At 63.5% G+C, this 19516-nt stretch carries 20 protein-coding genes and 1 pseudogene; 9 read left to right on the top strand and 12 right to left on the bottom strand.

Features of this window, described 5'->3' with window-relative positions; genetic code table 11:
- Positions 1–190 precede the first annotated feature (190 nt).
- From L1F06_RS24900 to L1F06_RS01400, 5 genes and pseudogenes are all read left to right on the top strand, one after another.
- A complete protein-coding gene (locus tag L1F06_RS24900) occupies positions 191–313 on the top strand; it encodes a hypothetical protein (RefSeq protein ID WP_047283398.1) in 123 nt (40 codons plus the stop codon).
- Positions 314–661: 348 nt separating this feature from the next.
- A pseudogene (locus L1F06_RS01385) lies at positions 662–1096 on the top strand (transposase); the annotation flags it as partial.
- Between the two features lie 403 nt (positions 1097–1499).
- Positions 1500–2420, top strand: coding sequence for a cation diffusion facilitator family transporter (locus L1F06_RS01390; protein ID WP_129484230.1), 921 nt, complete (start codon positions 1500–1502; stop codon positions 2418–2420).
- Between the two features lie 274 nt (positions 2421–2694).
- Complete coding sequence (locus L1F06_RS01395) at positions 2695–3966, top strand: IS4-like element ISPa45 family transposase (protein WP_252576722.1); 1272 nt, start codon at positions 2695–2697, stop codon at positions 3964–3966.
- 579 nt (positions 3967–4545) lie between these two features.
- Positions 4546–4731 (top strand): hypothetical protein, encoded by a 186-nt coding sequence (locus L1F06_RS01400; RefSeq protein WP_041772778.1) that lies wholly within the window; start codon positions 4546–4548, stop codon positions 4729–4731.
- A 95-nt stretch (positions 4732–4826) separates the two neighbouring features.
- Here the strand turns inward: L1F06_RS01400 and L1F06_RS01405 are convergent, their stop codons facing one another.
- The 3 genes from L1F06_RS01405 to L1F06_RS01415 form a co-directional block, all read right to left on the bottom strand.
- Positions 4827–5102 carry a hypothetical protein gene (locus L1F06_RS01405; protein WP_041772777.1) on the bottom strand — a complete coding sequence of 92 codons (276 nt, stop codon included), beginning with the start codon at positions 5100–5102 and terminating at the stop codon, positions 4827–4829.
- Positions 5099–5398 carry a YceK/YidQ family lipoprotein gene (locus tag L1F06_RS01410; RefSeq protein WP_049767415.1) on the bottom strand — a complete coding sequence of 100 codons (300 nt, stop codon included), beginning with the start codon at positions 5396–5398 and terminating at the stop codon, positions 5099–5101. Before L1F06_RS01410 ends, L1F06_RS01405 begins: the two co-directional genes overlap by 4 nt.
- Before the next feature lie 102 nt (positions 5399–5500).
- Entirely contained in the window at positions 5501–6925 is a 1425-nt protein-coding gene (locus L1F06_RS01415; RefSeq protein ID WP_129482040.1) for an HD domain-containing phosphohydrolase, read from the bottom strand.
- A gap of 100 nt (positions 6926–7025) precedes the next feature.
- On the opposite strand from L1F06_RS01415, the gene L1F06_RS01420 reads away from it, so the two are divergent.
- Entirely contained in the window at positions 7026–7799 is a 774-nt protein-coding gene (locus tag L1F06_RS01420) for an alpha/beta fold hydrolase (protein ID WP_129482039.1), read from the top strand.
- Positions 7800–7866: 67 nt separating this feature from the next.
- On the opposite strand, the gene L1F06_RS01425 is transcribed toward L1F06_RS01420, so the two are convergent.
- On the bottom strand, positions 7867–9450 hold the full coding sequence (locus L1F06_RS01425) for an aldehyde dehydrogenase (NADP(+)) (RefSeq protein WP_129482038.1): 1584 nt from the start codon (positions 9448–9450) through the stop codon (positions 7867–7869).
- Between the two features lie 247 nt (positions 9451–9697).
- A complete protein-coding gene (locus L1F06_RS01430) occupies positions 9698–10303 on the bottom strand; it encodes a glutathione S-transferase (RefSeq protein ID WP_129482037.1) in 606 nt (201 codons plus the stop codon).
- An 80-nt stretch (positions 10304–10383) separates the two neighbouring features.
- Between L1F06_RS01430 and L1F06_RS01435 the strand changes: the two genes are divergently transcribed.
- Complete coding sequence (locus tag L1F06_RS01435; RefSeq protein ID WP_003242311.1) at positions 10384–10851, top strand: MarR family winged helix-turn-helix transcriptional regulator; 468 nt, start codon at positions 10384–10386, stop codon at positions 10849–10851.
- 6 nt (positions 10852–10857) lie between these two features.
- Here the strand turns inward: L1F06_RS01435 and L1F06_RS01440 are convergent, their stop codons facing one another.
- The gene (locus L1F06_RS01440; protein ID WP_129482036.1) at positions 10858–11874 is read right to left on the bottom strand and encodes a zinc-dependent alcohol dehydrogenase; all 1017 of its coding nucleotides are present in this window, start codon (positions 11872–11874) and stop codon (positions 10858–10860) included.
- The gene (locus L1F06_RS01445; RefSeq protein ID WP_129482035.1) at positions 11871–12323 is read right to left on the bottom strand and encodes a PaaI family thioesterase; all 453 of its coding nucleotides are present in this window, start codon (positions 12321–12323) and stop codon (positions 11871–11873) included. The genes L1F06_RS01440 and L1F06_RS01445 overlap by 4 nt, the downstream gene beginning before the upstream one ends.
- A 226-nt stretch (positions 12324–12549) precedes the next feature.
- On the opposite strand from L1F06_RS01445, the gene L1F06_RS01450 reads away from it, so the two are divergent.
- Positions 12550–13461: a LysR family transcriptional regulator gene (locus L1F06_RS01450; RefSeq protein WP_129482034.1), complete on the top strand. Its 912-nt coding sequence runs from the start codon at positions 12550–12552 to the stop codon at positions 13459–13461.
- 216 nt (positions 13462–13677) lie between these two features.
- Here the strand turns inward: L1F06_RS01450 and L1F06_RS01455 are convergent, their stop codons facing one another.
- From L1F06_RS01455 to def, 5 genes are all read right to left on the bottom strand, one after another.
- Positions 13678–13992, bottom strand: a complete 315-nt coding sequence (locus L1F06_RS01455; RefSeq protein WP_129482033.1) for a tetratricopeptide repeat protein — start codon at positions 13990–13992, stop codon at positions 13678–13680.
- Positions 13993–14080: 88 nt separating this feature from the next.
- Positions 14081–15454 (bottom strand): Trk system potassium transporter TrkA, encoded by a 1374-nt coding sequence (gene trkA / locus L1F06_RS01460; RefSeq protein ID WP_003242320.1) that lies wholly within the window; start codon positions 15452–15454, stop codon positions 14081–14083.
- Positions 15455–15465: 11 nt separating this feature from the next.
- On the bottom strand, positions 15466–16779 hold the full coding sequence (gene rsmB / locus L1F06_RS01465) for a 16S rRNA (cytosine(967)-C(5))-methyltransferase RsmB (protein WP_129482032.1): 1314 nt from the start codon (positions 16777–16779) through the stop codon (positions 15466–15468).
- A complete protein-coding gene (gene fmt, locus L1F06_RS01470) occupies positions 16776–17720 on the bottom strand; it encodes a methionyl-tRNA formyltransferase (RefSeq protein ID WP_129482031.1) in 945 nt (314 codons plus the stop codon). Before fmt ends, rsmB begins: the two co-directional genes overlap by 4 nt.
- Positions 17721–17772: 52 nt before the next feature.
- Positions 17773–18279 carry a peptide deformylase gene (gene def / locus L1F06_RS01475; protein WP_003242326.1) on the bottom strand — a complete coding sequence of 169 codons (507 nt, stop codon included), beginning with the start codon at positions 18277–18279 and terminating at the stop codon, positions 17773–17775.
- A 153-nt stretch (positions 18280–18432) separates the two neighbouring features.
- Here def and L1F06_RS01480 point away from each other — a divergent pair, with 153 nt between their 5' ends.
- Positions 18433–19470 carry a LysM peptidoglycan-binding domain-containing protein gene (locus L1F06_RS01480; protein ID WP_003242328.1) on the top strand — a complete coding sequence of 346 codons (1038 nt, stop codon included), beginning with the start codon at positions 18433–18435 and terminating at the stop codon, positions 19468–19470.
- Positions 19471–19516: the final 46 nt, after the last annotated feature.

Raw genomic sequence — 19516 nt, forward strand, 5'->3', positions numbered from 1 at the left:
GTACCCTGTTTGAGGGGTGAATTGATGGACACGTGAGTTTGGGTTCGGCCGGATGGCGTGAAATACCCACTCTATGCCAATAGCCGTTTCTACTGATTCCGCGCATGCGCGGAAAATTCTCATGTTCTGACCGGGAAACCACCCTGGCGCGATGGAAGCCTGAGCGACGAATTCAGCCAGGACGGGTTTCTTGACCAAACGGGGCATCAACCAGCCAACCATCACCACCTTGCTCAAGCTGGCTAAACCCTTGGGCTACACGGAAGCAGAAATCATCGACGAGGTAGAGCAACTCGTTGCACACCATCCCTGAGCATCAATGCCCTTCGGCTGACCACACACCAACTGAAACGGACGGCTTGGTGGCCTATCTCCTGAGCCCTCTCTACCCCCAATCCAATCCTGCTCACCCTTGCGAAATTCCGCGCATGCGCGGAATTTCCTCCGCCTTCCCGCAAGCAATTTCATTAGCGCTGTTTCCTTGGCAGGACCTGGAACCGAAAGCTATGCCAATACGATCTGGTAATCAGGGGGGGTATTTCAAGGGGCACTCTTAATACAAGGCCGTATGCAAATCGAGCGAGGCCAGCCTCGGATTAGAAGCGAGCACAATGAGTGACTGGAAATCATACGCAGGGGAAATGAGCGATCGTGAAGTGGCCAGGCGTTCCCGGCCGAGGTGTTCGCGGATCTTTACCACCGCCGCTGGGGCATCGAAACGGACTACCGCCGCCTCAAGCAGACCCTCTGCCTCGACAACTTTAGCGGCCGTAGCGTGACGGCCGTGAAGCAGGACTTTCATGCCGGGCAACTGCTGAAAAACCTAGCGCTGCTGATGCAACATCTGCTGCAACCGGTCATCGAGCAGCGCCACAAAAGCCGCAAGCTGCGCTGGAAGGTCAACTTCACCCAAGGGGTGTCACGCCTCAAGAACACCCTGGTCGACCTGCTGGTACGCCCCGGTGTGCAGGGGCTGGCCAACGTGATGGAGTTGATGGCCAACAGCCTCAGCGCTGTGCGCCCGGGCCGCAGCTTCCCGCGCCAGCGTAAGCGCCTGGCCAGTCGCGGCTGCGAGGGCTACAAACCGACGCGCTAAGAACAAGCAGCACCCGAACTGCACCGCAAAAAAGCTGGCCAGACAGCGGCCGGCACGCGCTCGCCCGGAAAACGAGAAATCCCGCCCGCCGAGGCGAACCGGCATCCATTAAGCTGGCGTCTGGGTCGCACATGCGCTGAACTGGGGAGCAAAACCAGTGAAGGCACTGCTGCACCGCGCGTCCAAGCCCCGGGATTTCTTGCCCCGGCCAGGGCTGGGGGCTTAAGTTGATGACATTGGGGTGAAAAGTGGAGTTTTTCTGGTAGCATTTTGTGCGCGGCTGAAGACTTATGGGGCTTTTTTTGGCGACAAGAATCATAAGGCTTTCAGCCGTTTTTGTTTATGCGGTCATGAGAAATCCGGGTTAGTCTTTTTTTAGATTTTTAAGGGTGGTTAAAAACCAATGGGCCACGAACATAACCATAACACCGAAGCTATAGGCGATAAGCGTCTAATTGCTGCTATAGGCGTTAACGCCGCATTAACACTGGCACAAATAGTCGGTGGAATACTCTCTGGTAGCTTATCACTCATTGCTGACGCGCTACATAATTTGAGCGATGCTGCATCACTGGTTATTGCGCTGATCGCACGTAAGATCGGTCGCAGACCGCCAGATGCATTTAAAACCTTTGGCTATCGACGCAGTGAAACCATAGCGGCTTTGATCAACTTGGTCACCCTGATCATCGTCGGTCTCTATCTTATTTACGAGGCCATAGGCCGGTTGTTTTCCCCGCAGCCCATTGAAGGTTGGACAGTGGTCGTGGTCGCGGGAATAGCCTTGGTTGTAGATATCGTCACGGCCTTTCTCACCTACACAATGTCCAAGAACAGCATGAATATAAAGGCGGCATTCTTGCACAATGTGTCGGATGCGCTGGCCTCCGTCGGCGTTGTTATCGCCGGGACATTGATACTTCTGTATGGGTGGTACTGGGCGGATACTGTACTGACACTGATGATTGCTGGCTACGTGCTCTGGCAAGGCTTTAGCATGCTGCCTAAAACCATCCATCTGTTAATGGAGGGCGCGCCAGAAGGCGTTTCCGTCGCTGATATAATCAATGTCATGGAACAAGTAAACGACGTCGAGGGCGTTCACCACGTGCATGTTTGGGAAATCGCTGAGCATACAATTGCACTGGAAGCACATGTTGTCATCAAGAAGGCGAGTCTGCCTGGGATCGAACGAGTGAAGACTGATTTGAAACGTGTACTCCATGAGCAATTCAAAATCAGCCACTCGACACTCGAGATGGAGCTAGACGGCAGTGTTTGTCTCGACACCAAGCAGACCGAAAATCACTGCAGCGAAGCATAAGCTTACTATGCGCTACAATTAAAACAAGGTATTAACAGAGCGAATAGCCGAATATCACTTATTGGCGCTATGCCCTCGACCTGCGACATATTTCAGGGCGGCGGCAAAAACTGAGTGCAACACCTGACCTTTCCGGTACGGTGCTGCCCCCAATGCCATCAACTTAAGGAATTTTCCTATAAATATCATATAATTAGCGCTAAATTCAGCGCATAGGAGAAACCCTTTTGGCCCCTCATTCCACACCGTTTGACACCGCCCAGCAAACCCTGGCTTGAAAATTGTACAAAAAATAACCAGCCAGCTCGATTGTCCCGACTTCATCGATACCCACCGCCAGCGCCCTCACGACTTTACCCGCCGACGCCAACTGACCTTCAAGAACCTCGTCCTGTTTTTGCTCAATCAGCCACGCACCGCCCTGCAAACCGAGCTCGATCAGTTCTATCGCGTGCTCAACCAGGCCTCGGCCGAGACCCAGGTGGTCACCGCGCAGGCCTTCGGCAAGGCGCGCGGCAAGCTCAAGCCCGAGGTCTTCGAGAGCCTCAACCAAACCCTTCAGCAACAGCTCGACAGCCTCGGGCTGCGCCAGACGTGGCGCGGGTTACGGGTACTCGCCGTGGACGGCTCGACCGTCCATTTGCCGCTGGAGTCGGTCATGACGCGCTTTTTCGGCTGCCATAGCGAGTTTCCCGTTGCCCGTCTGTCCATGCTCTACGACGTCGCCGACGGCCAGACGCTACACAGCCTGATCGTGCCATCCGCAGTCGGCGAGCGCGATTGCGCCCATCTGCACCTCGCGCATCTGCCCGCTGACAGCCTGACGTTGTTTGATCGCGGCTACCCCGGACACTGGCTGTTTGCGCTGCTCGAGCAGCACCGGCGACATTTCCTGATGCGCCTGCCGTGTGGCTACAACGAGCAGGTCAAACAGTTTCTCCGCTCGGGGCAGACAGAAGACACGCAGTTCTTCTCTGCCAGTCATCCCGAGGCGCGCCTGTTCTGTACCGAGGCCGGCGTCGATCCCGCGGGCCGGGTCGAATTGCGCCTGATCCGGGTCGAGCTAGCCAGCGGTGAAAGCGAAGTGCTGCTGACCTCCCTGCTGGATCGACAGGCCTTCCCGGCCGAGGTGTTCGCGGATCTTTACCACCGCCGCTGGGGCATCGAAACGGACTACCGCCGCCTCAAGCAGACCCTCTGCCTCGACAACTTTAGCGGCCGTAGCGTGACGGCCGTGAAGCAGGACTTTCATGCCGGGCAACTGCTGAAAAACCTAGCGCTGCTGATGCAACATCTGCTGCAACCGGTCATCGAGCAGCGCCACAAAAGCCGCAAGCTGCGCTGGAAGGTCAACTTCACCCAAGGGGTGTCACGCCTCAAGAACACCCTGGTCGACCTGCTGGTACGCCCCGGTGTGCAGGGGCTGGCCAACGTGATGGAGTTGATGGCCAACAGCCTCAGCGCTGTGCGCCCGGGCCGCAGCTTCCCGCGCCAGCGTAAGCGCCTGGCCAGTCGCGGCTGCGAGGGCTACAAACCGACGCGCTAAGAACAAGCAGCACCCGAACTGCACCGCAAAAAAGCTGGCCAGACAGCGGCCGGCACGCGCTCGCCCGGAAAACGAGAAATCCCACCTGCCGAGGCGAACCGGCATCCATTAAGCTGGCGTCTGGGTCGCACATGCGCTGAACTGGGGAGCAAAACCGGTGAAGGCACTGCTGCAACCGCGCGTCCAAGCCCCGGGTTTTCTTGCCCCGGTCAGGGCTGGGGGCTTAAGTTGATGACATTGGGGGCTGGCTAGGTGTCAAAAAGCGCTGGGCCCCATTTCTTTTTTTGTGCCCTAGATAACCACCCTTAGATATCGCTAAGAGCTATAAACTGCAGGCAGTTAGATAAGGCCAAAGCTTTGCGGGACGGCACTTAGAGGCATTTTTGAACGCTTGCCACCAACCAAGATTCCTGTACCGCATTACCCTCCGAAGGCAGGGGTCGTGGGTTCGAATCCCGCCGGATGCGCCATTTTAGAAGCCCGCCACTGTGCGGGCTTTTTCGTTTCCATGCGCCCGTTACAGCTTACTCTGTGCCCTCTGAGCTTTTAGCATCGGAGCCCGGCAATGGAGGGAAACGCATGGACATTCTGCCGCTGATCGCTATCGCATTCGTGGTGCTTTTCATCTATTCGTGGCAACGCTCAAGGTCCAAGTCACACGCGGGTAAAAGGAGAAGAGGCGGCCTGAGCGGGCAGGACTCCAACACCGACTTCGGCAACAGCGATTTCGGCGGCGGTGGTGATGGCGGTGGAGGCGGAGACTGAGCCGTAAAGTACAAGGCCCAGGCGCCGAACCCAAGCCTTGTGCATTGTCGACGCTCTCGCAGTTGCCCATCAGCACCGGGGCATTCGCAGGCAAGCTAGAGGTCCCTGGAAGGATCACCCTCGCGTTGATCCGTGCCAGACCTGCGACGCAGCCAGCGGCGAATATCACCGATGATCATCACGACGGCACCAATGATGGTGAGCGCAACGAAGGCAAACACGAATTGGGCGAGCAGTTCCGTTGCGCTCGCGGCAAGACGCCGATTGCCATATTCGAAACTGGCCAGCGCCAGGTCGTGAAAACCCAGCGTCAGCAGTACGGGAAGAGCTGCCTTGAATACTCGCAGGCTTTTCAAAACGACAGGGCTCATCGTGTTGCCTCGTAGATATCACGGGGCAGCATGACGGTATCGACGACGAAATCCACGGGCATCGAATAAACCGTCAACACCGGGCAGGCTATCGAGGCCCAGCACCAGAGGGTGGCAGGAAAGTAACCGCGATTGAGTTCATCGGAGCCGAACAGCAGGCCAAAGTTGTAGGCAGTGCCGGAATAGTAATCGGGCCCGTAAGAGCCGCCTGAGGAGCGTCCGAACAGAGTGCCGCAGCCAGACAGTGCGCTCACCAGAACGGCCAGCGCGAAGATTCGATAAATACGCTTGAGCATGAAATCCTTTTCCATTCGAGGCCATCATGGCCGCGAGGCAGGGTACGCATCTGTATGCCAGGCCACAACCTCGACTATCTCCTCCAAGCCTGAAGACGCGGCTTAGATCACGCCCAGCGTCAGCGCCTTCAAGGTCGCCGCCGCGCGCGTCGAACACTGCAGCTTGCGGAATACGCTCTCGACATGGGTGCGCACCGTGCTCGGGCTGATGCCCAGGTCGCGCGCCACTTCCTTGTTGCTCGCCCCGCTGCTGATGCGCTGCAGAATCTGCGTCTCGCGCTCGCTGAGCAGGCCGTTGCCGGGCTTGCCGGCCAGCGGTGCCTGCTCGCCATGCGCGGCGCTGATCACCGCCTGGCAGGCGCGTGGGTCGAAGCGGCCCTGCTCGGCTTCATCCAGCAATACGCGGGCGGCCTGCTCATCGCTGAAGGCAGCGCGCCAGGGGCGTTCGCCACGCAGCGCCAGCCAGGCCAGCGCTGCGTTCAGCAGACGATGCTCGGCCTGCAGCGCCTCGCCACTCAACGAGCGGAAATAGCCGCTGCCATCCAGTCGTTCGTAGGCATGCGCGGCCAGTTGTCCGGCTTCGTTCAGGCCGCCGATCTGGCTGCAGGCGCGATGCGTCCAGTAGGGCACCAGGCGCACCGCTTCGAGATCACCGTCGAGCAGCGGGCCGGGCGTGCTCCAGATTCGATTGGGCACGGCCGCCCGGCCCAGGCCATGGATCAGCGCGGCCTTGGCCAGCAGTTCGATGCGCGCTTCGGGCAAGCCCCAGAGCCGAGCAGCGTCGCGCACCAGGCTCGCGGCCTGGCGTGAATAGCCGGCCAGCCAGGGCAGTTTGAGGTCGATCACATCGCCCACCAGGGTCAGGGAAACCTCCGGCCCGGCGGCAGACTGCGCGCCCTCGGGTATGCGCAGCGCTTGCAGCCAATCCGCTGCATGGCGGCTGAGCAGGTCGGCAAGAGCAGCGGGATAACGACGATCACCCTGCGCGCCGATCCACTCCAGCGCCGCATCCAGGCCGTGGGCCCGCGAGAGGATTTCCAGATCGCCCGCCAATACGACCTGATACACCACCGGCGGGACATCGGGGTGGCGCAGGCCCAGCGGGCGGCCGCTGCCGTCGAAGCACTCGAAGATATGGCGCAGACCTCGCTCGACCTCCACGCCCAGCGCCAGGGTGCGGGCGATATCGCCGGCGACCTCGCAATGCACCTGGGCCAGCGGCGTGGTGCGCAGCATGGCGCGCTGGCCAGCGGCATCCAGGGTTTGCGCCAGCATGGCGCGGCGGCCGCCGACGTCGTCGCCGAGCAGACGCATGAAGCCATCGGCGTTGGCGGTACAGCCGGACCAGCGCAGCAGCGCCACCTGCCGGGCCGCATCGATTTGCGCCTGATCACCGCCACCGGCCTGCGCCAGCCATTGCGCCAGGCGCGCGGTACGCCGCGACTGATCGATGGGCTGCCCCATGCTCAGATCGCCGACCATGGCCAGTGCCAGCATGACGTCTTCCAGCGCGACGGCGTCATTCACCTTGCAGCTCTCCTTTTTTGCAGGCCTCGGATAAACGACCGATACCGGGACACCGGCGCATTATCGACACTGAACTCCCCCAAGCACAGGAGATTCAATCATGTTCAAAGCCAAGCCGCTGCTCCTCGCCCTGGCCATCGCCAGCCCCTTCTTCGCCCTGAGCGCCCAGGCCGCCGACGCCAAGCCCTCGGTAGTGATCGTCCACGGCGCCTTCGCCGACGGCTCCGACTGGGCCAAGGTCGTGCCGCTGCTGCAGGATAAGGGCATCAAGGTTACCGTGGTGCAGAACCCGCTGACCTCGCTGGCCGATGACGTGGCCGCCACCCAGCGCGTGCTGAACAACCAGGACGGCAACGTGGTGCTGGTCGGCCACTCCTGGGGCGGCACGGTGATCAGCCAGGCCGGTACCGACGACAAGGTGCGCAGCCTGGTCTATGTCGCGGCCTTCGCGCCGAATGCGGGCCAATCCACCGGCGAGCTCTACGGCGGCTATCCCACCGCGCCGGGCTCGAGCCAGATTGCGGCGGACAAGAACGGCTTTCTCTACCTGACGCCGCAGGGCATGGCCGCCGACTTCGCTCAGGATCTGCCTGCCAAGCAGACGGCGATCATGACCGCCACGCAGGGTCCGATCCGCGCTGCCGCCTTCGATGACCGCACCAGCGTCGCGGCCTGGAAGCAGAAGCCGTCCTGGTACATCGTTGCGAGCGACGACCGCATGATCGTGCCGGAAATGCAGCGCGACTTCGCCAAGAAGATCGGCGCGCAAACCACCGAGGTCGCCGCCAGCCATGTGCCGCAGCAGTCGCGCCCGGGCGATGTGGCCAAGGTGATCATCCAGGCGGTGGAGAAAACCCAGGCCGCTGCCAAATAAGGATGCCGCCACCTGAATGGACAATGCCGCACCCAAGGGTGCGGCATTGTTCGTTGCAGCGCTGCGATCAGCTCAGTGCATCGCGAGTATGCACGCCGTCGACCAGACGCTGAATGCCCAGCGGGTTGGCGTTCTGCAGCGCCTCCGGCAGTACCTCGTCCGGGTAGTTCTGGTAGCACACCGGACGCAGGAAGCGCTGGATCGCCAGGGTGCCGACCGAGGTGCCGCGAGCGTCGGACGTTGCCGGATACGGGCCGCCATGGACCATGGAATCGCAGACTTCCACGCCGGTCGGGTAACCGTTGAGCAGTACGCGGCCGGCTTTGACTTCCAGCAGCGGCAGCAGGTCGCGGAAGGCAGCGAGGTCATCAGGCTCGGCGATCAGGGTCGCGGTCAGCTGGCCGTGCATGCTCTGCAGGGCACGGGTCAGCTCGGCGCCGTCGGCGACTTCGACGACGACGGTGGTCGGGCCGAAGACTTCTTCCTGCAGCAGGTGGTCGCCCTCGAGCAGCATGCTCACGTCGGCCTTGAACAGCTGCGGCTGTGCCTGGTTGCTGGTCTGCTCGTTGCCTGCCAGACGGCTGACCTTGGCATGGCTGCTCAACTGCGCCACACCGTTGGCGTAGCTGCGCAGCGTACCGGCGTTGAGCATGGTCTGCGCCGGCTGGCTGGCGATGGCATCGCCAAGCCCTGCGACGAATTCGCTGAACTCGGCGCTACGAATACCGATGACCAAACCAGGATTGGTACAGAACTGGCCGCAGCCCAGCACCACGGAACCGGCCAGCTCCTTGGCCACGGTGGCGCCACGCGCCTTCAGGGCGCCCGGCAGGACGATCACCGGGTTGACGCTGGACATCTCGGCGAACACCGGGATCGGCTGCGGACGGGCAGCGGCCATGTCGCACAGGGCACGACCGCCTTTCAGCGAACCGGTGAAACCGACGGCCTGGATGGCCGGGTGCTTGACCAGAAGCTCGCCGACACCGCCGCCAAAGATCATGTTGAACACGCCCTTGGGCATGCCGGTTTTCTCGGCGGCGCGGATCACCGCATCGGCTACGCACTCGGCGGTGGCCATATGGCCGCTGTGCGCCTTGAACACCACCGGACAACCGGCGGCCAGGGCCGACGCGGTGTCACCACCGGCAGTGGAGAAGGCCAGCGGGAAGTTGCTGGCACCGAACACGGCAACCGGGCCGACACCGATCTGGTACTGACGGATATCCGGGCGCGGCAGTGGCTGACGATCCGGCAGGGCGCGGTCGATGCGCGCGCCGTAGAAGTCGCCACGACGCAGCACCTTGGCGAACAGGCGCATCTGACCACTTGTACGACCACGTTCGCCCTGGATGCGGGCAGCCGGCAGTGCGGTCTCGCGGGTGACCAGGGCGACGAAGTCGTCACCCAGGGCGTCGAGCTCATCGGCGATGGCATCGAGAAATTCGGCGCGACGCTCGGCCGACAGGTTGCGGTAGAGCGGGTAAGCGGCGGCGGCGGCCTGGGCGGCAGCGTCGACCTCCACCGGCGTGGCCTGGGTGAAGGCGTAGGGCAGCGCTTCACCGCTGCTGGCATCGCTGCTCTCGAGCAGGGTGGTGCCAGCGGCGCGGCGCTCACCACCGATGTAGTTGTGGCCAGTCAGACTCAGCATTGCGTTCTCCTGTCAGTTGGGGCGAGGACATTGCCCCGGGACGATCAATGAGCCCTCAGCGCGGTCGCCGAGGTTTCGCAACCGCCTGCGCAGTTGTAGGACGTATGATAAGTGACAACTGACTCTTTTGTCCCGCATCCGGCATGAAAGGATTTCACGCAGCGCTCTAGCTGCTGAAGCAGAGAGGGATAGCCTGGTGCAGGCCGGCTGCGCCCGACTCGAATCGTCGCCAGGCGCAGCGCCGCTGTCAGACCGGGGCGCTGGCCTGCATCGAGGGGCGCTGGGCAAACGCCTGCTGGAAGGCTGCCAGGCGGGGATGCGCAGCGCGCCAGTCGAGATCGGCAAAACGGAAATCCAGATAACCCAAGGCGCAGGCCACGCCGATCTGCGCCATGTCCATGGGCCCCTGCAACCGCTCGGTCTGGCGTTCCAGCTCCGCCAGGGCGCGCTTGACCTTGCCCAGCTGGCCATCGAGCCAGGCCGGGGATTGCTGCTCGGGTTGGCGCGCAGCTTTTTCGTAGCGCGCCAGCACGGCGGCATCCATCAGCCCGTCGGCCAACGCCACCAGGCGTAGCACCGCCCAGCGCGTGTCGTCCTGCGGCAGCAGGCGCGGGCCGTCGTGCAAGGTGTCGAGGTACTCGCAGATCACCCGGCTGTCGTACAACGCCTCACCGTCATCGGTGAGCAGTACCGGAATCTTGCCCAGCGGATTGCGCGCGTTGACCTGCTCGTTGAGAGTGATCGGCAGCACCATGGTGTCGAGCAGCTCGATGCGTGCCAGCAGACCGGTTTCATGGGCGAGTACCCGGACCTTGCGGGCGAAGGGTGAGGCAGCGGCGTAGATCAGTTGCATGCGCATGTTCCTGTGGCGTGTTGTGAGAGGGCCGGCCGAAGCCTTAGGCTTGTGGGCACCTCAACCGGCGTGAATGTCCCATGGTCATCGAGAAAAAGATCAACACGGCGTCCGTGACGCTGAAGTCGCTGGATCCGCTCGACCATAGCCTCGAGTTGCTGCATTTCGGTTTCCGCGGGCTGACGGTGGAGGCCGACCGCTTTCTCGAGGCGCGTGGGCTGTCCCGTGTCCACCACCGCATTCTGTATGTGATCGCCCGTGCCGATGCAATCAGCATCGGCGAACTGGCCACCACCCTGGGCGTCAGCAACCAGGCGCTACATCGCCCGCTGTCGCACCTGTTCGAACAGGCGCTGGTGCAGTACAGCCGCGACCCAGGCCGGCATCGCTTCAAGCTGCTGGCGCTGAGCGAGGCGGGCACGGCGCTGGAAGCCGAGGCCACCGAACTGGAGCGGCAAACCCTACGTGACGCCTTCGCCACCACCGACGCCGAGGGCCAGGAGGCCTGGCGTCGGGTGATGCGGGCACTGGCCGAGCAGCTCAACTGAGCCGACTCAGGTGATGCGCTCGCGCACCACGATGCACTTGGTCAGCGGCTGAATCAGCGCCTGCGGCGCGTCCTCCCAGCCCACCACCTGCGGCTCGACCAGCAGCGGATCGCAGCAGCCGCTGTGCACCAGGTCGAGCACCTTGGGGATATGCTGCTGCACGCTGCAGGCACCCACCGAGAAGGTGACGTCGCGCAGATACATGTCGAACAGCGGAATCTTCGGATCATCGAAGATGATGCCGATGCACGAGCAATGTCCGCCGGGTGCCAGCGCCAGCAATCCACGCCGCAACGCCTGATGATCGCGGGTGGCGGAGATCACCAGGTCATAGCTGCGGTCGAGATCGCGCCCCATCAGATCGACACCGGCGCCACTGCGCGCGGCGAGCTGCTGGCGCAGTGGATGCTCATCGAGATAGTCCACGCTGGCCGCCCCGGCGGCCCGCGCCATCTGCACGGCGAGCACGCCAAGGCTTTCCGTGCCGCCGACCACCAGCACACGGGCATCCTGCCGTGTAGCCAGCGGCCGGCTGGCGGCCACCCAGGCATCGGTGAGATTGTCGCTGGCGCTGGAAACCGCCAGCGGGTCGAGCCCGGCAGGCAAGGGCACCAGCATGGCGTCGGCGAAGGGCACCAGTACCTGCTCGGAAAACAGCCCACCCCAGTGCCCGCCCGCCGGCACGCCGTAGCAGGCCATGCGCGGCACCGCGGTGCAGGCGCTGGAGCGCCCGACCAGGCACTGGGCGCAGCTGCCGCAGGCGATCTTCCAGGGCACCGACACCAGATCGCCACGACGCAGGTTGCGCACGGCCGACCCAACCTCCAGCACCTCGGCCACACATTCATGACCCAGCGCGAACGGCGGCTTGAACGGCGTGGTGCCGGCGATCAGGCGTCGATCCAGATCGCAGGAGGCCGAAGCGATGGGCCGAACCAATGCGCTGCCTGGCGTGGTGAGCCGTGGATCGGGCGCCTCGACCCAGGCCAGCTGGCCGGGGCCCTGAACCATGAGCGCCTTCATGATCTGGCCGCTCCGATGACGAAGGTGGTGGTGGCCTTGGCGCACAGCTTGCCCTGCGCGTCGAGGATGTGCGCATCGCAGATCGCCAGGCTGCGCGTGCGCTCGACCACCCAACCGCGCACCTGATAGACCTCGTCAGGGCGCAGGGGACGCACGTACTTGACGTTGAGATCCACCGTCGAATGCGGCACGTCCGCCTCCAGAATGGAGAACAGCGCCAGCGCGGCGGCGCCGTCCAAGCAGGTAGCGGCGAAGCCGCCATGCACGGCGCCGGCCGGGTTGAGATGACACCGATCCGGACGGCCCTCCAGGGTGATGCTGCCTGCCTCCACCTGCACCGCGCGGATACCCATGGTCTCGCCAATGGACGGCGCCGGCAGCTCGCCGCGGATCAATGCTTGCAGGGCCTTCAAGCCGGAAGTCGCGGGCAGCGAAGCGAAATCGTTCATGGCGGTACTCCTCGAGCAGGGGGGAGCCTGACGCAGGCATTGCCTGTGCCGATGCGGGACTGCTTCTACGGTAGTGCCTGCCCGCCACTCATATCAACACTATTTAAATGACAAACGACCGGCCATTTCAGACAACGCGCCCTCTGCCAGCAATGTTGCACGGACTGCTCACCGCTCGGTCCTGTGGATGCGGCACAATGGCTCATCGCGTCTCGGGAACTGCACGATGCTGATCGATGAAGAACTGACCCTGAAAAAGCTGGAGGTCTTTCTCGCCTTCATGCGCAGCGGCAATCTGGCGCGTGCCGCCAGCGAACTGCAGACCAGCAACGTCAGCGTGCACCGCGCCATCCATTCGCTGGAAAGCGCGCTGCGCTGCCCGCTGTTCAAGCACGAGGGGCGCAATCTGATTCCGCTGGAAAGTGCCTACATGCTGGAGGAAAAGGCGCAAAAGCTGATCCAGGACGCCCAGGAGATGGTGCGCCTGACCCGCGAGGCGGCCGGCTTCGGCGCCGAGCGTTTCAAGCTCGGCTCGCTCTACTCGCTGACGGTAAAGACCGTGCCGCAGCTGATCATGGGCCTGAAGCTGCGCCGCAGCGAGCTGAACATCGACCTGGTGCTCGGCTCCAATGTCGACCTGTTGTACAAGCTGAAGAACATGGAGCTGGACGCCATCCTCATCGCCCTCGACGACAGCGTCAGCGACCCGGATTGCGAGCAGCTGGCGCTGTTCTCCGACGACATCTTCCTCGCCGCGCCCAACGACTCGCCGTTTGCCGATCACACCGAAGTCGACCTGGCAGACCTGCGCGACCAAACCTTCATCACTCTGACTCAGGGCTACGCCACCTTCCGCGACGGCGCGCGGGTGTTCCAGCAGGCCGGCTTCGAACCCAAGGTGGCGATGCAGGTGAAGGACATCTTCACCCTGCTCAGCATGGTCAGCTCCGGTGTCGGCTACGCCCTGCTGCCGGGGCGCGCGGCGGCGGTGTACGAGAATCGGGTGAAGCTGATCCCGCTGCAGGCCAAGTACCACCTGCAGCAGCATATCGGCGTGGTCTTTCTCAAGGCCAAGGAACGCGACCCGAACCTCTTGGCACTGCTGGCCGAGTGCCGGATGTACAGCCGGCAGGCGTAGGCGGATCGTAGATGCTCATCGTGATGAACCCTGCACAGCCCAGCGGTTGCCAAGGTTGTGGTACGCAGGGAGGCCAAGCCGCTCGCGTACCGCAGCCCGCGCGACCCAGATCGCTTCAGCCAGTGCGGCCAAAAAATGAGCGGATCATCAATGGGGGCATGGCCCGCGACAAAGCCCGTCGATCGACGCGCAGGTTTTAGGTGCGTCAGGTGACGCTCAACGCACCTTGTCCAGCTTGCGCAGAAACACGCTCATTTCCTTCTCGGCCTGCTTGTCGCCCTTGCTCTGGGCGGCAGCGATGCCCTGCTGCCAGGCCTGGCGCGCTGCCTCGATGTCGCCTTCGGCCTGCAGCGCCTTGCCCAGCAGTTTCCAGGCCGCGGAATAGCCGGGGTCGAACGCCACGCAGCGTTGCAGGTGCTCGGCAGCCTGGGCGGCGTTGCCGGCATCCAGATGGGCCTTGCCCAGGCCGAAGCGCAGCAGGGCGTTGTCCATGCCCTTGGCCAGCATCTTTTCCAGTGCCTCTGTGCTCATGAAGCTTCTCCGCCGGTGTAGTCCGGATGCAATCCGGGGATGAATTGCGCCAGGCCTCTCCCGGATCGCATCCGCGCTACGGTCTTGTTCAGAAGAACGTCAGGCCGGCCTGGAACAGGCGCTCGACGTCGCGGATGTACTTCTTGTCGACCAGGAACAGGATCACGTGGTCGCCGGACTCGATCACCGTGTCGTCGTGGGCGATCAGCACTTCCTCGTCGCGGATGATGGCGCCGATGGTGGTGCTCGGCGGCAGGGCGATTTCCTCGATCATGCGGCCGATGACCTTGCTCGATTTGGCATCGCCGTGGGCGATCACTTCCAGGGCCTCGGCGGCGCCGCGGCGCAGGCTGTGCACGCTTTCGATATCGCCGCGGCGCACGTGGGTCAGCAGGGTGCCGATGGTGGCCAGCTGCGGGCTGATGGCGATGTCGATCTCGCCGCCCTGCACCAGATCGACGTAGGCCGGGTTGTTGATGATGGTCATCACCTTGCGCGCGCCCAGGCGCTTGGCCAGCAAGGACGACATGATGTTGGCTTCGTCGTCGTTGGTCAGGGCAAGGAAGATGTCGGCGTCGTTGATGTTCTCTTCCACCAGCAGGTCGCGATCCGAGGCGCTGCCCTGCAGCACGATGGCGCTGTCGAGGTTCTCCGACAGGTAGCGGCAGCGCGCCGGGTTCATCTCGATGATCTTCACCTGATAGCGGCTTTCGATGGCTTCGGCCAGGCGCTCGCCGATATTGCCGCCGCCGGCGATCACCACGCGCTTGTAGCTGTCCTCGAGACGGCGCATCTCGCTCATCACTGCACGGATGTGGGCCTTGGCAGCGATGAAGAACACCTCGTCATCGGCTTCGATCACCGTGTCGCCCTGCGGCATGATCGGCCGGTTGCGGCGGAAGATCGCGGCCACCCGGGTGTCGACGTTGGGCATGTGCTGGCGCAGCTGGCGCAGTTGCTGGCCCACCAGCGGACCGCCGTAGTAGGCCTTGACCGCGACCAGCTGTGCCTTGCCGTCGGCGAAGTCGATCACCTGCAGGGCGCCGGGGTATTCGATCAGGCGCTTGATGTAGTTGGTCACCACCTGCTCGGGGCTGATCAGCACGTCCACCGGTATCGCTTCGTTGTCGAACAGCGCCTCGCGGGTCAGGTAGGCCGACTCGCGCACCCGGGCGATCTTGGTCGGGGTGTGGAACAGGGTGTAGGCCACCTGGCAGGCGATCATGTTGACTTCGTCGCTGTTGGTCACTGCCACCAGCATGTCGGCGTCGTCGGCGCCGGCCTGGCGCAGCACGGTGGGAAAGGAACCCTTGCCCTGCACGGTGCGGATGTCGAGGCGGTCGCCGAGGTCGCGCAGGCGGTCGCCGTCGGTGTCGACCACGGTAATGTCGTTGGCCTCGCTGGCCAGGTGCTCCGCCAGGGTGCCGCCGACCTGGCCGGCACCGAGAATGATGATCTTCACTGATCGCTCCGTTAGCTGTGGCTGGGCACAGCGCTCTTTATCAGCTTGGCATAGTAGAAGCCGTCATGGCCGTCCAGCTGTGGCAGCAGCTGGCGACCGTGCGCCGCTTGCAGACCGAAGTCTCCACCGATGGCGACCTCCTGCGCGTCGGGCGTACGGGCGAGGAAGGCGGCGATGGTGTCGCTGTTTTCCGTCGGCAGTACCGAGCAGGTGGCGTAGAGCAGGATGCCGCCGGGCGCCAGGGTCGGCCACAGGGCATCGAGCAGTTCGCCTTGAAGTTGCGCCAGGGCGGGGATGTCTTCGGGTTTGCGCGTCAGCTTGATATCCGGATGACGGCGGATCACCCCGGTAGCCGAGCAGGGTGCATCGAGGAGGATGCGCTGGAATGGCGTGCCGTCCCACCAGACCTTGGTCGCACGGCCGTCGGCGGCGATCAGGCGCGCCTCCAGGCCGAGGCGCTGGAGATTCTCGCGTACACGGGCCAGGCGCTTTTCCTCCAGATCCACCGCGATCACTTCGGCCAGCGCCGGTTCGGCTTCCAGCAGGTGGCAGGTCTTGCCGCCGGGCGCGGCGCAGGCGTCCAGCACCCGTTGACCCGGGGCCAGCTCGAGCAGGTCGGCGGCCAGTTGCGCGGCCTCGTCCTGCACGCTGACGCGGCCTTCCCGGAAGCCGGGCAGTGCGGTCACGTCGCAGGGCTGCAGCAGGCGCACGCCGTCGCGGCTGAAGGTGCAGGGCTCGGCAGCAAAGCCGGCGCCGCGCAGCTCCTCGAGGTAGGCGTCGCGGCTGCCATGGCGGCGATTGACCCGCAGGATCAGCGGCGGATGGGCGTTGTTGGCGGCGCAGATGGCCTGCCAGTGTTCGGGCCAGTGCGCCTTGAGCGCCTTCTGTAGCCAGCGTGGGTGGGCGGTGTGCAGCACCGGGTCGCGATCCAGGGAAGCCGTCAGGGCTTCGTGCTCGCGTTGGGCACGGCGCAACACGGCGTTGAGCAGGCCCTTGGCCCAGGGCTTTTTCAGCGCGCCGGCGCAGCCGACTGTCTCGCCGATGGCGGCGTGCTCGGGGATGCGGCTGTGCAGCAACTGGTAGAGACCGATCAGCAGCAGCGCCTCGACATCCTTGTCGGCGGCCTTGAAGGGCTTTTCCAGCAGCTTGTCCGCCAGCAGTTGCAGACGCGGTTGCCAGCGTGCGGCGCCGAAGGCCAGGTCCTGCGCCAGGGCACGGTCGTGGTGTTCGACCTTGTCCAGTTGCGGCGGCAGGCTGCTGCCCAGCGAGGCCTTGCCGGACAGCACGGCGGTCAGGGCACGCGCCGCAGCCAGACGTGGATTCATTGACCGAGTACCAGGCCGGGCGCGAACTGCTCGCGGCGGCTGTTGTACAGATCGCTGAAGGCCAGCGGCTTGCCGCCTGGCAGCTGCAGGCGAGTCAGGCGCAGCGCGCCTTCACCGCAGGCCACGGTCAGGCCGTTCTTGTCCGCGGCGAGGATGGTGCCCGGCGCGCCGCTGCCCTCACCGAGTTCGGCGGCATGCACTTTCAGGGCATCGCCAGCCAGTGTCGTGTGGCAGATCGGCCAGGGATGAAAGGCGCGGATCAGACGCTCCAGCTCGACGGCCGGGCGGCTGAAGTCGAGGCGCGCCTCGTCCTTGTTCAGCTTGTGCGCGTAGTTGGCCTGGGCGTCGTCCTGCACTTCGCCGATCAGGGTGCCGGCGGCCAGGCCATCGACGGCCTGCAGCACCGCCTGCGGGCCGAGGTGAGCCAGGCGATCATGCAGGCTGCCGCCGGTGTCTTCTGCCGAGATCGGCGTGCTGACCTTGAGCAGCATCGGTCCGGTGTCCAGGCCCGCTTCCATCTGCATCACGGTGACGCCGGACTCGAGGTCGCCGGCCTGCACCGCGCGCTGGATCGGCGCCGCGCCGCGCCAGCGCGGCAGCAAGGAGGCGTGGCTGTTGATGCAGCCCAGGCGCGGCGTGTCGAGCACCACCTGCGGCAGGATCAGGCCGTAGGCGACCACCACCATCAGGTCTGGCTTGAGCGCCGCCAGCTCGGCCTGAGCCTCTTCATTGCGCAGACTGGCCGGCTGATGGACCGGAATGCCGTGTTCCACGGCGAGCTGCTTGACCGGGCTTGGCATCAGCTTCTGGCCACGGCCGGCCGGACGATCCGGCTGGGTGTAGACGGCGATGACCTCGTGCTGGCTGGCCAGCAGGGCCTTGAGGTGTTCGGCGGCGAATTCCGGGGTGCCGGCAAAGACGATACGCAATGAGTCAGGCATGAGGGCTCGCTAAAGAAAAAGGCTTGCCGTGGCAAGCCTTCTGGATGGGGCGTCAAGCGCGTTGGCGATGCTGTTTTTCCAGCTTCTTCTTGATCCGGTCGCGCTTGAGGTTGGACAGGTAGTCGACGAACAGCTTGCCGTTGAGGTGGTCGCATTCGTGCTGGATGCACACGGCGAGCAGGCCTTCGGCGATCAGTTCGAAGGGCTGGCCATCGCGGTCCAGCGCCTTGATCTTGACCTTCTGTGGGCGATCGACGTTCTCGTAGAAGCCGGGCACCGACAGGCAGCCTTCCTGATACTGGTCCATCTCGTCGGTCAGCGATTCGAACTCGGGGTTGATGAACACCCGCGGTTCGGACTTGTCCTCGGACAAATCCATGACCACCACGCGCTTGTGCACGTTGACCTGCGTCGCGGCCAGGCCGATACCGGGCGCGTCATACATGGTCTCGAACATGTCGTCGACCAGCTGACGGATGGAGTCGTCCACGACGTCCACCGGTTTGGCGATGGTACGCAGGCGTGGATCAGGAAATTCGAGGATATTCAGGATCGCCATATGCGTTTGTGATGCACTTGTGGAATAAAGTCAAAATCCGCTGCTAAGATGATGAACAGCATTGAAAAACGGCTTCACGCCGCGTAATCAGCGGGTTTGGCACGCGGCGCTAGGGCGCTTCACGTGAAGACACATAATAAAGGGATTCACCGTATGAGGAAATCACTACTCGCCCTGCTCTTTGCAGCTGGCGGACTGGCCCTGACCAGCTTGGCTCAGGCCGAAGTGCAACTCAAGGACGGTCACCCGGACCGCTACACCGTGGTCAAGGGCGATACCCTCTGGGACATTTCCGGCAAGTTCCTGCGTCAGCCGTGGAAGTGGCCGGAGATCTGGCACGCCAACCCACAGGTGGCCAACCCGCATCTGATCTACCCCGGGGACACTCTCAATCTCGTCTATGTCGACGGCCAGCCACGCCTGATGCTCAACCGCGGCGAGTCGCGCGGTACCATCAAGCTGTCGCCGCAGGTGCGCAGCACGCCGATGGCCGAGGCGATCCCGACCATTCCGCTGGAGGCGATCAACAGCTTCCTGCTGAGCAACCGGATCGTCGATACCCCCGAGGAATTCAGCGGCAAGCCTTACGTCGTTGCCGGCAACGCCGAGCGTGTGGTCAGTGGCGCCGGTGACCGCGTCTACGCTCGCGGCCAGTTCGACGAACAGCATCCGATCTACGGCATCTTCCGTCAGGGCAAGACCTACGTGGACCCGGAAACCAAGGAATTCCTCGGCATCAACGCCGATGACATCGGCTCCGGCGAGATCGTCGCCGAGGAAGGCGATATCGGTACGTTGGTGCTGAGCCGCTCGACTCAGGAAGTGCGCTTGGGTGACCGCCTGTTCCCCACCGAAGAGCGGGCGATCAACTCCACCTTCATGCCCAGCGAGCCGACGAGTGAAATCAATGGCCTGATCCTCGATGTACCGCGAGGTGTGACGCAGATCGGTCAGTTCGACGTGGTCACCCTGAACAAGGGCGCGCGCGACGGCCTTGAAATCGGTAACGTGCTGGCGGTGTACAAGACCGGCGAAACCGTGCGCGACCGCATCACTGGCGAGAGCGTGAAGATTCCGGATGAGCGCTCCGGCCTGCTGATGGTGTTCCGCACCTACGACAAGCTCAGCTACGGCCTGGTGCTTGGGGCGACCCGGCAGCTGGCGGTGATGGACAAGGTCCGCAACCCGTAATACCCGACGAGCCCCGCTATTGCGGGGCTCGTGCTTTCTGCCTGTG

Source organism: Pseudomonas hydrolytica, assembly GCF_021495345.1.
Classification (GTDB): Bacteria; Pseudomonadota; Gammaproteobacteria; order Pseudomonadales; family Pseudomonadaceae; genus Aquipseudomonas; species Aquipseudomonas hydrolytica.

Bases quoted from the DNA above. Each gene is read 5' to 3' on its own strand.
- L1F06_RS01390 (WP_129484230.1), top strand. From the start codon at position 1,500: ATGGGCCACGAACATAACCATAACACCGAAGCTATAGGCGATAAGCGT.
- L1F06_RS01400 (WP_041772778.1), top strand. From the start codon at position 4,546: ATGGACATTCTGCCGCTGATCGCTATCGCATTCGTGGTGCTTTTCATC.
- L1F06_RS01405 (WP_041772777.1), bottom strand. From the start codon at position 5,102: ATGAGCCCTGTCGTTTTGAAAAGCCTGCGAGTATTCAAGGCAGCTCTT.
- L1F06_RS01410 (WP_049767415.1), bottom strand. From the start codon at position 5,398: ATGCTCAAGCGTATTTATCGAATCTTCGCGCTGGCCGTTCTGGTGAGC.
- L1F06_RS01420 (WP_129482039.1), top strand. From the start codon at position 7,026: ATGTTCAAAGCCAAGCCGCTGCTCCTCGCCCTGGCCATCGCCAGCCCC.
- L1F06_RS01425 (WP_129482038.1), bottom strand. From the start codon at position 9,450: ATGCTGAGTCTGACTGGCCACAACTACATCGGTGGTGAGCGCCGCGCC.
- L1F06_RS01430 (WP_129482037.1), bottom strand. From the start codon at position 10,303: ATGCAACTGATCTACGCCGCTGCCTCACCCTTCGCCCGCAAGGTCCGG.
- L1F06_RS01435 (WP_003242311.1), top strand. From the start codon at position 10,384: ATGGTCATCGAGAAAAAGATCAACACGGCGTCCGTGACGCTGAAGTCG.
- L1F06_RS01440 (WP_129482036.1), bottom strand. From the start codon at position 11,874: ATGAAGGCGCTCATGGTTCAGGGCCCCGGCCAGCTGGCCTGGGTCGAG.
- L1F06_RS01445 (WP_129482035.1), bottom strand. From the start codon at position 12,323: ATGAACGATTTCGCTTCGCTGCCCGCGACTTCCGGCTTGAAGGCCCTG.
- L1F06_RS01450 (WP_129482034.1), top strand. From the start codon at position 12,550: ATGCTGATCGATGAAGAACTGACCCTGAAAAAGCTGGAGGTCTTTCTC.
- L1F06_RS01455 (WP_129482033.1), bottom strand. From the start codon at position 13,992: ATGAGCACAGAGGCACTGGAAAAGATGCTGGCCAAGGGCATGGACAAC.
- rsmB (WP_129482032.1), bottom strand. From the start codon at position 16,779: ATGAATCCACGTCTGGCTGCGGCGCGTGCCCTGACCGCCGTGCTGTCC.
- fmt (WP_129482031.1), bottom strand. From the start codon at position 17,720: ATGCCTGACTCATTGCGTATCGTCTTTGCCGGCACCCCGGAATTCGCC.
- def (WP_003242326.1), bottom strand. From the start codon at position 18,279: ATGGCGATCCTGAATATCCTCGAATTTCCTGATCCACGCCTGCGTACC.
- L1F06_RS01480 (WP_003242328.1), top strand. From the start codon at position 18,433: ATGAGGAAATCACTACTCGCCCTGCTCTTTGCAGCTGGCGGACTGGCC.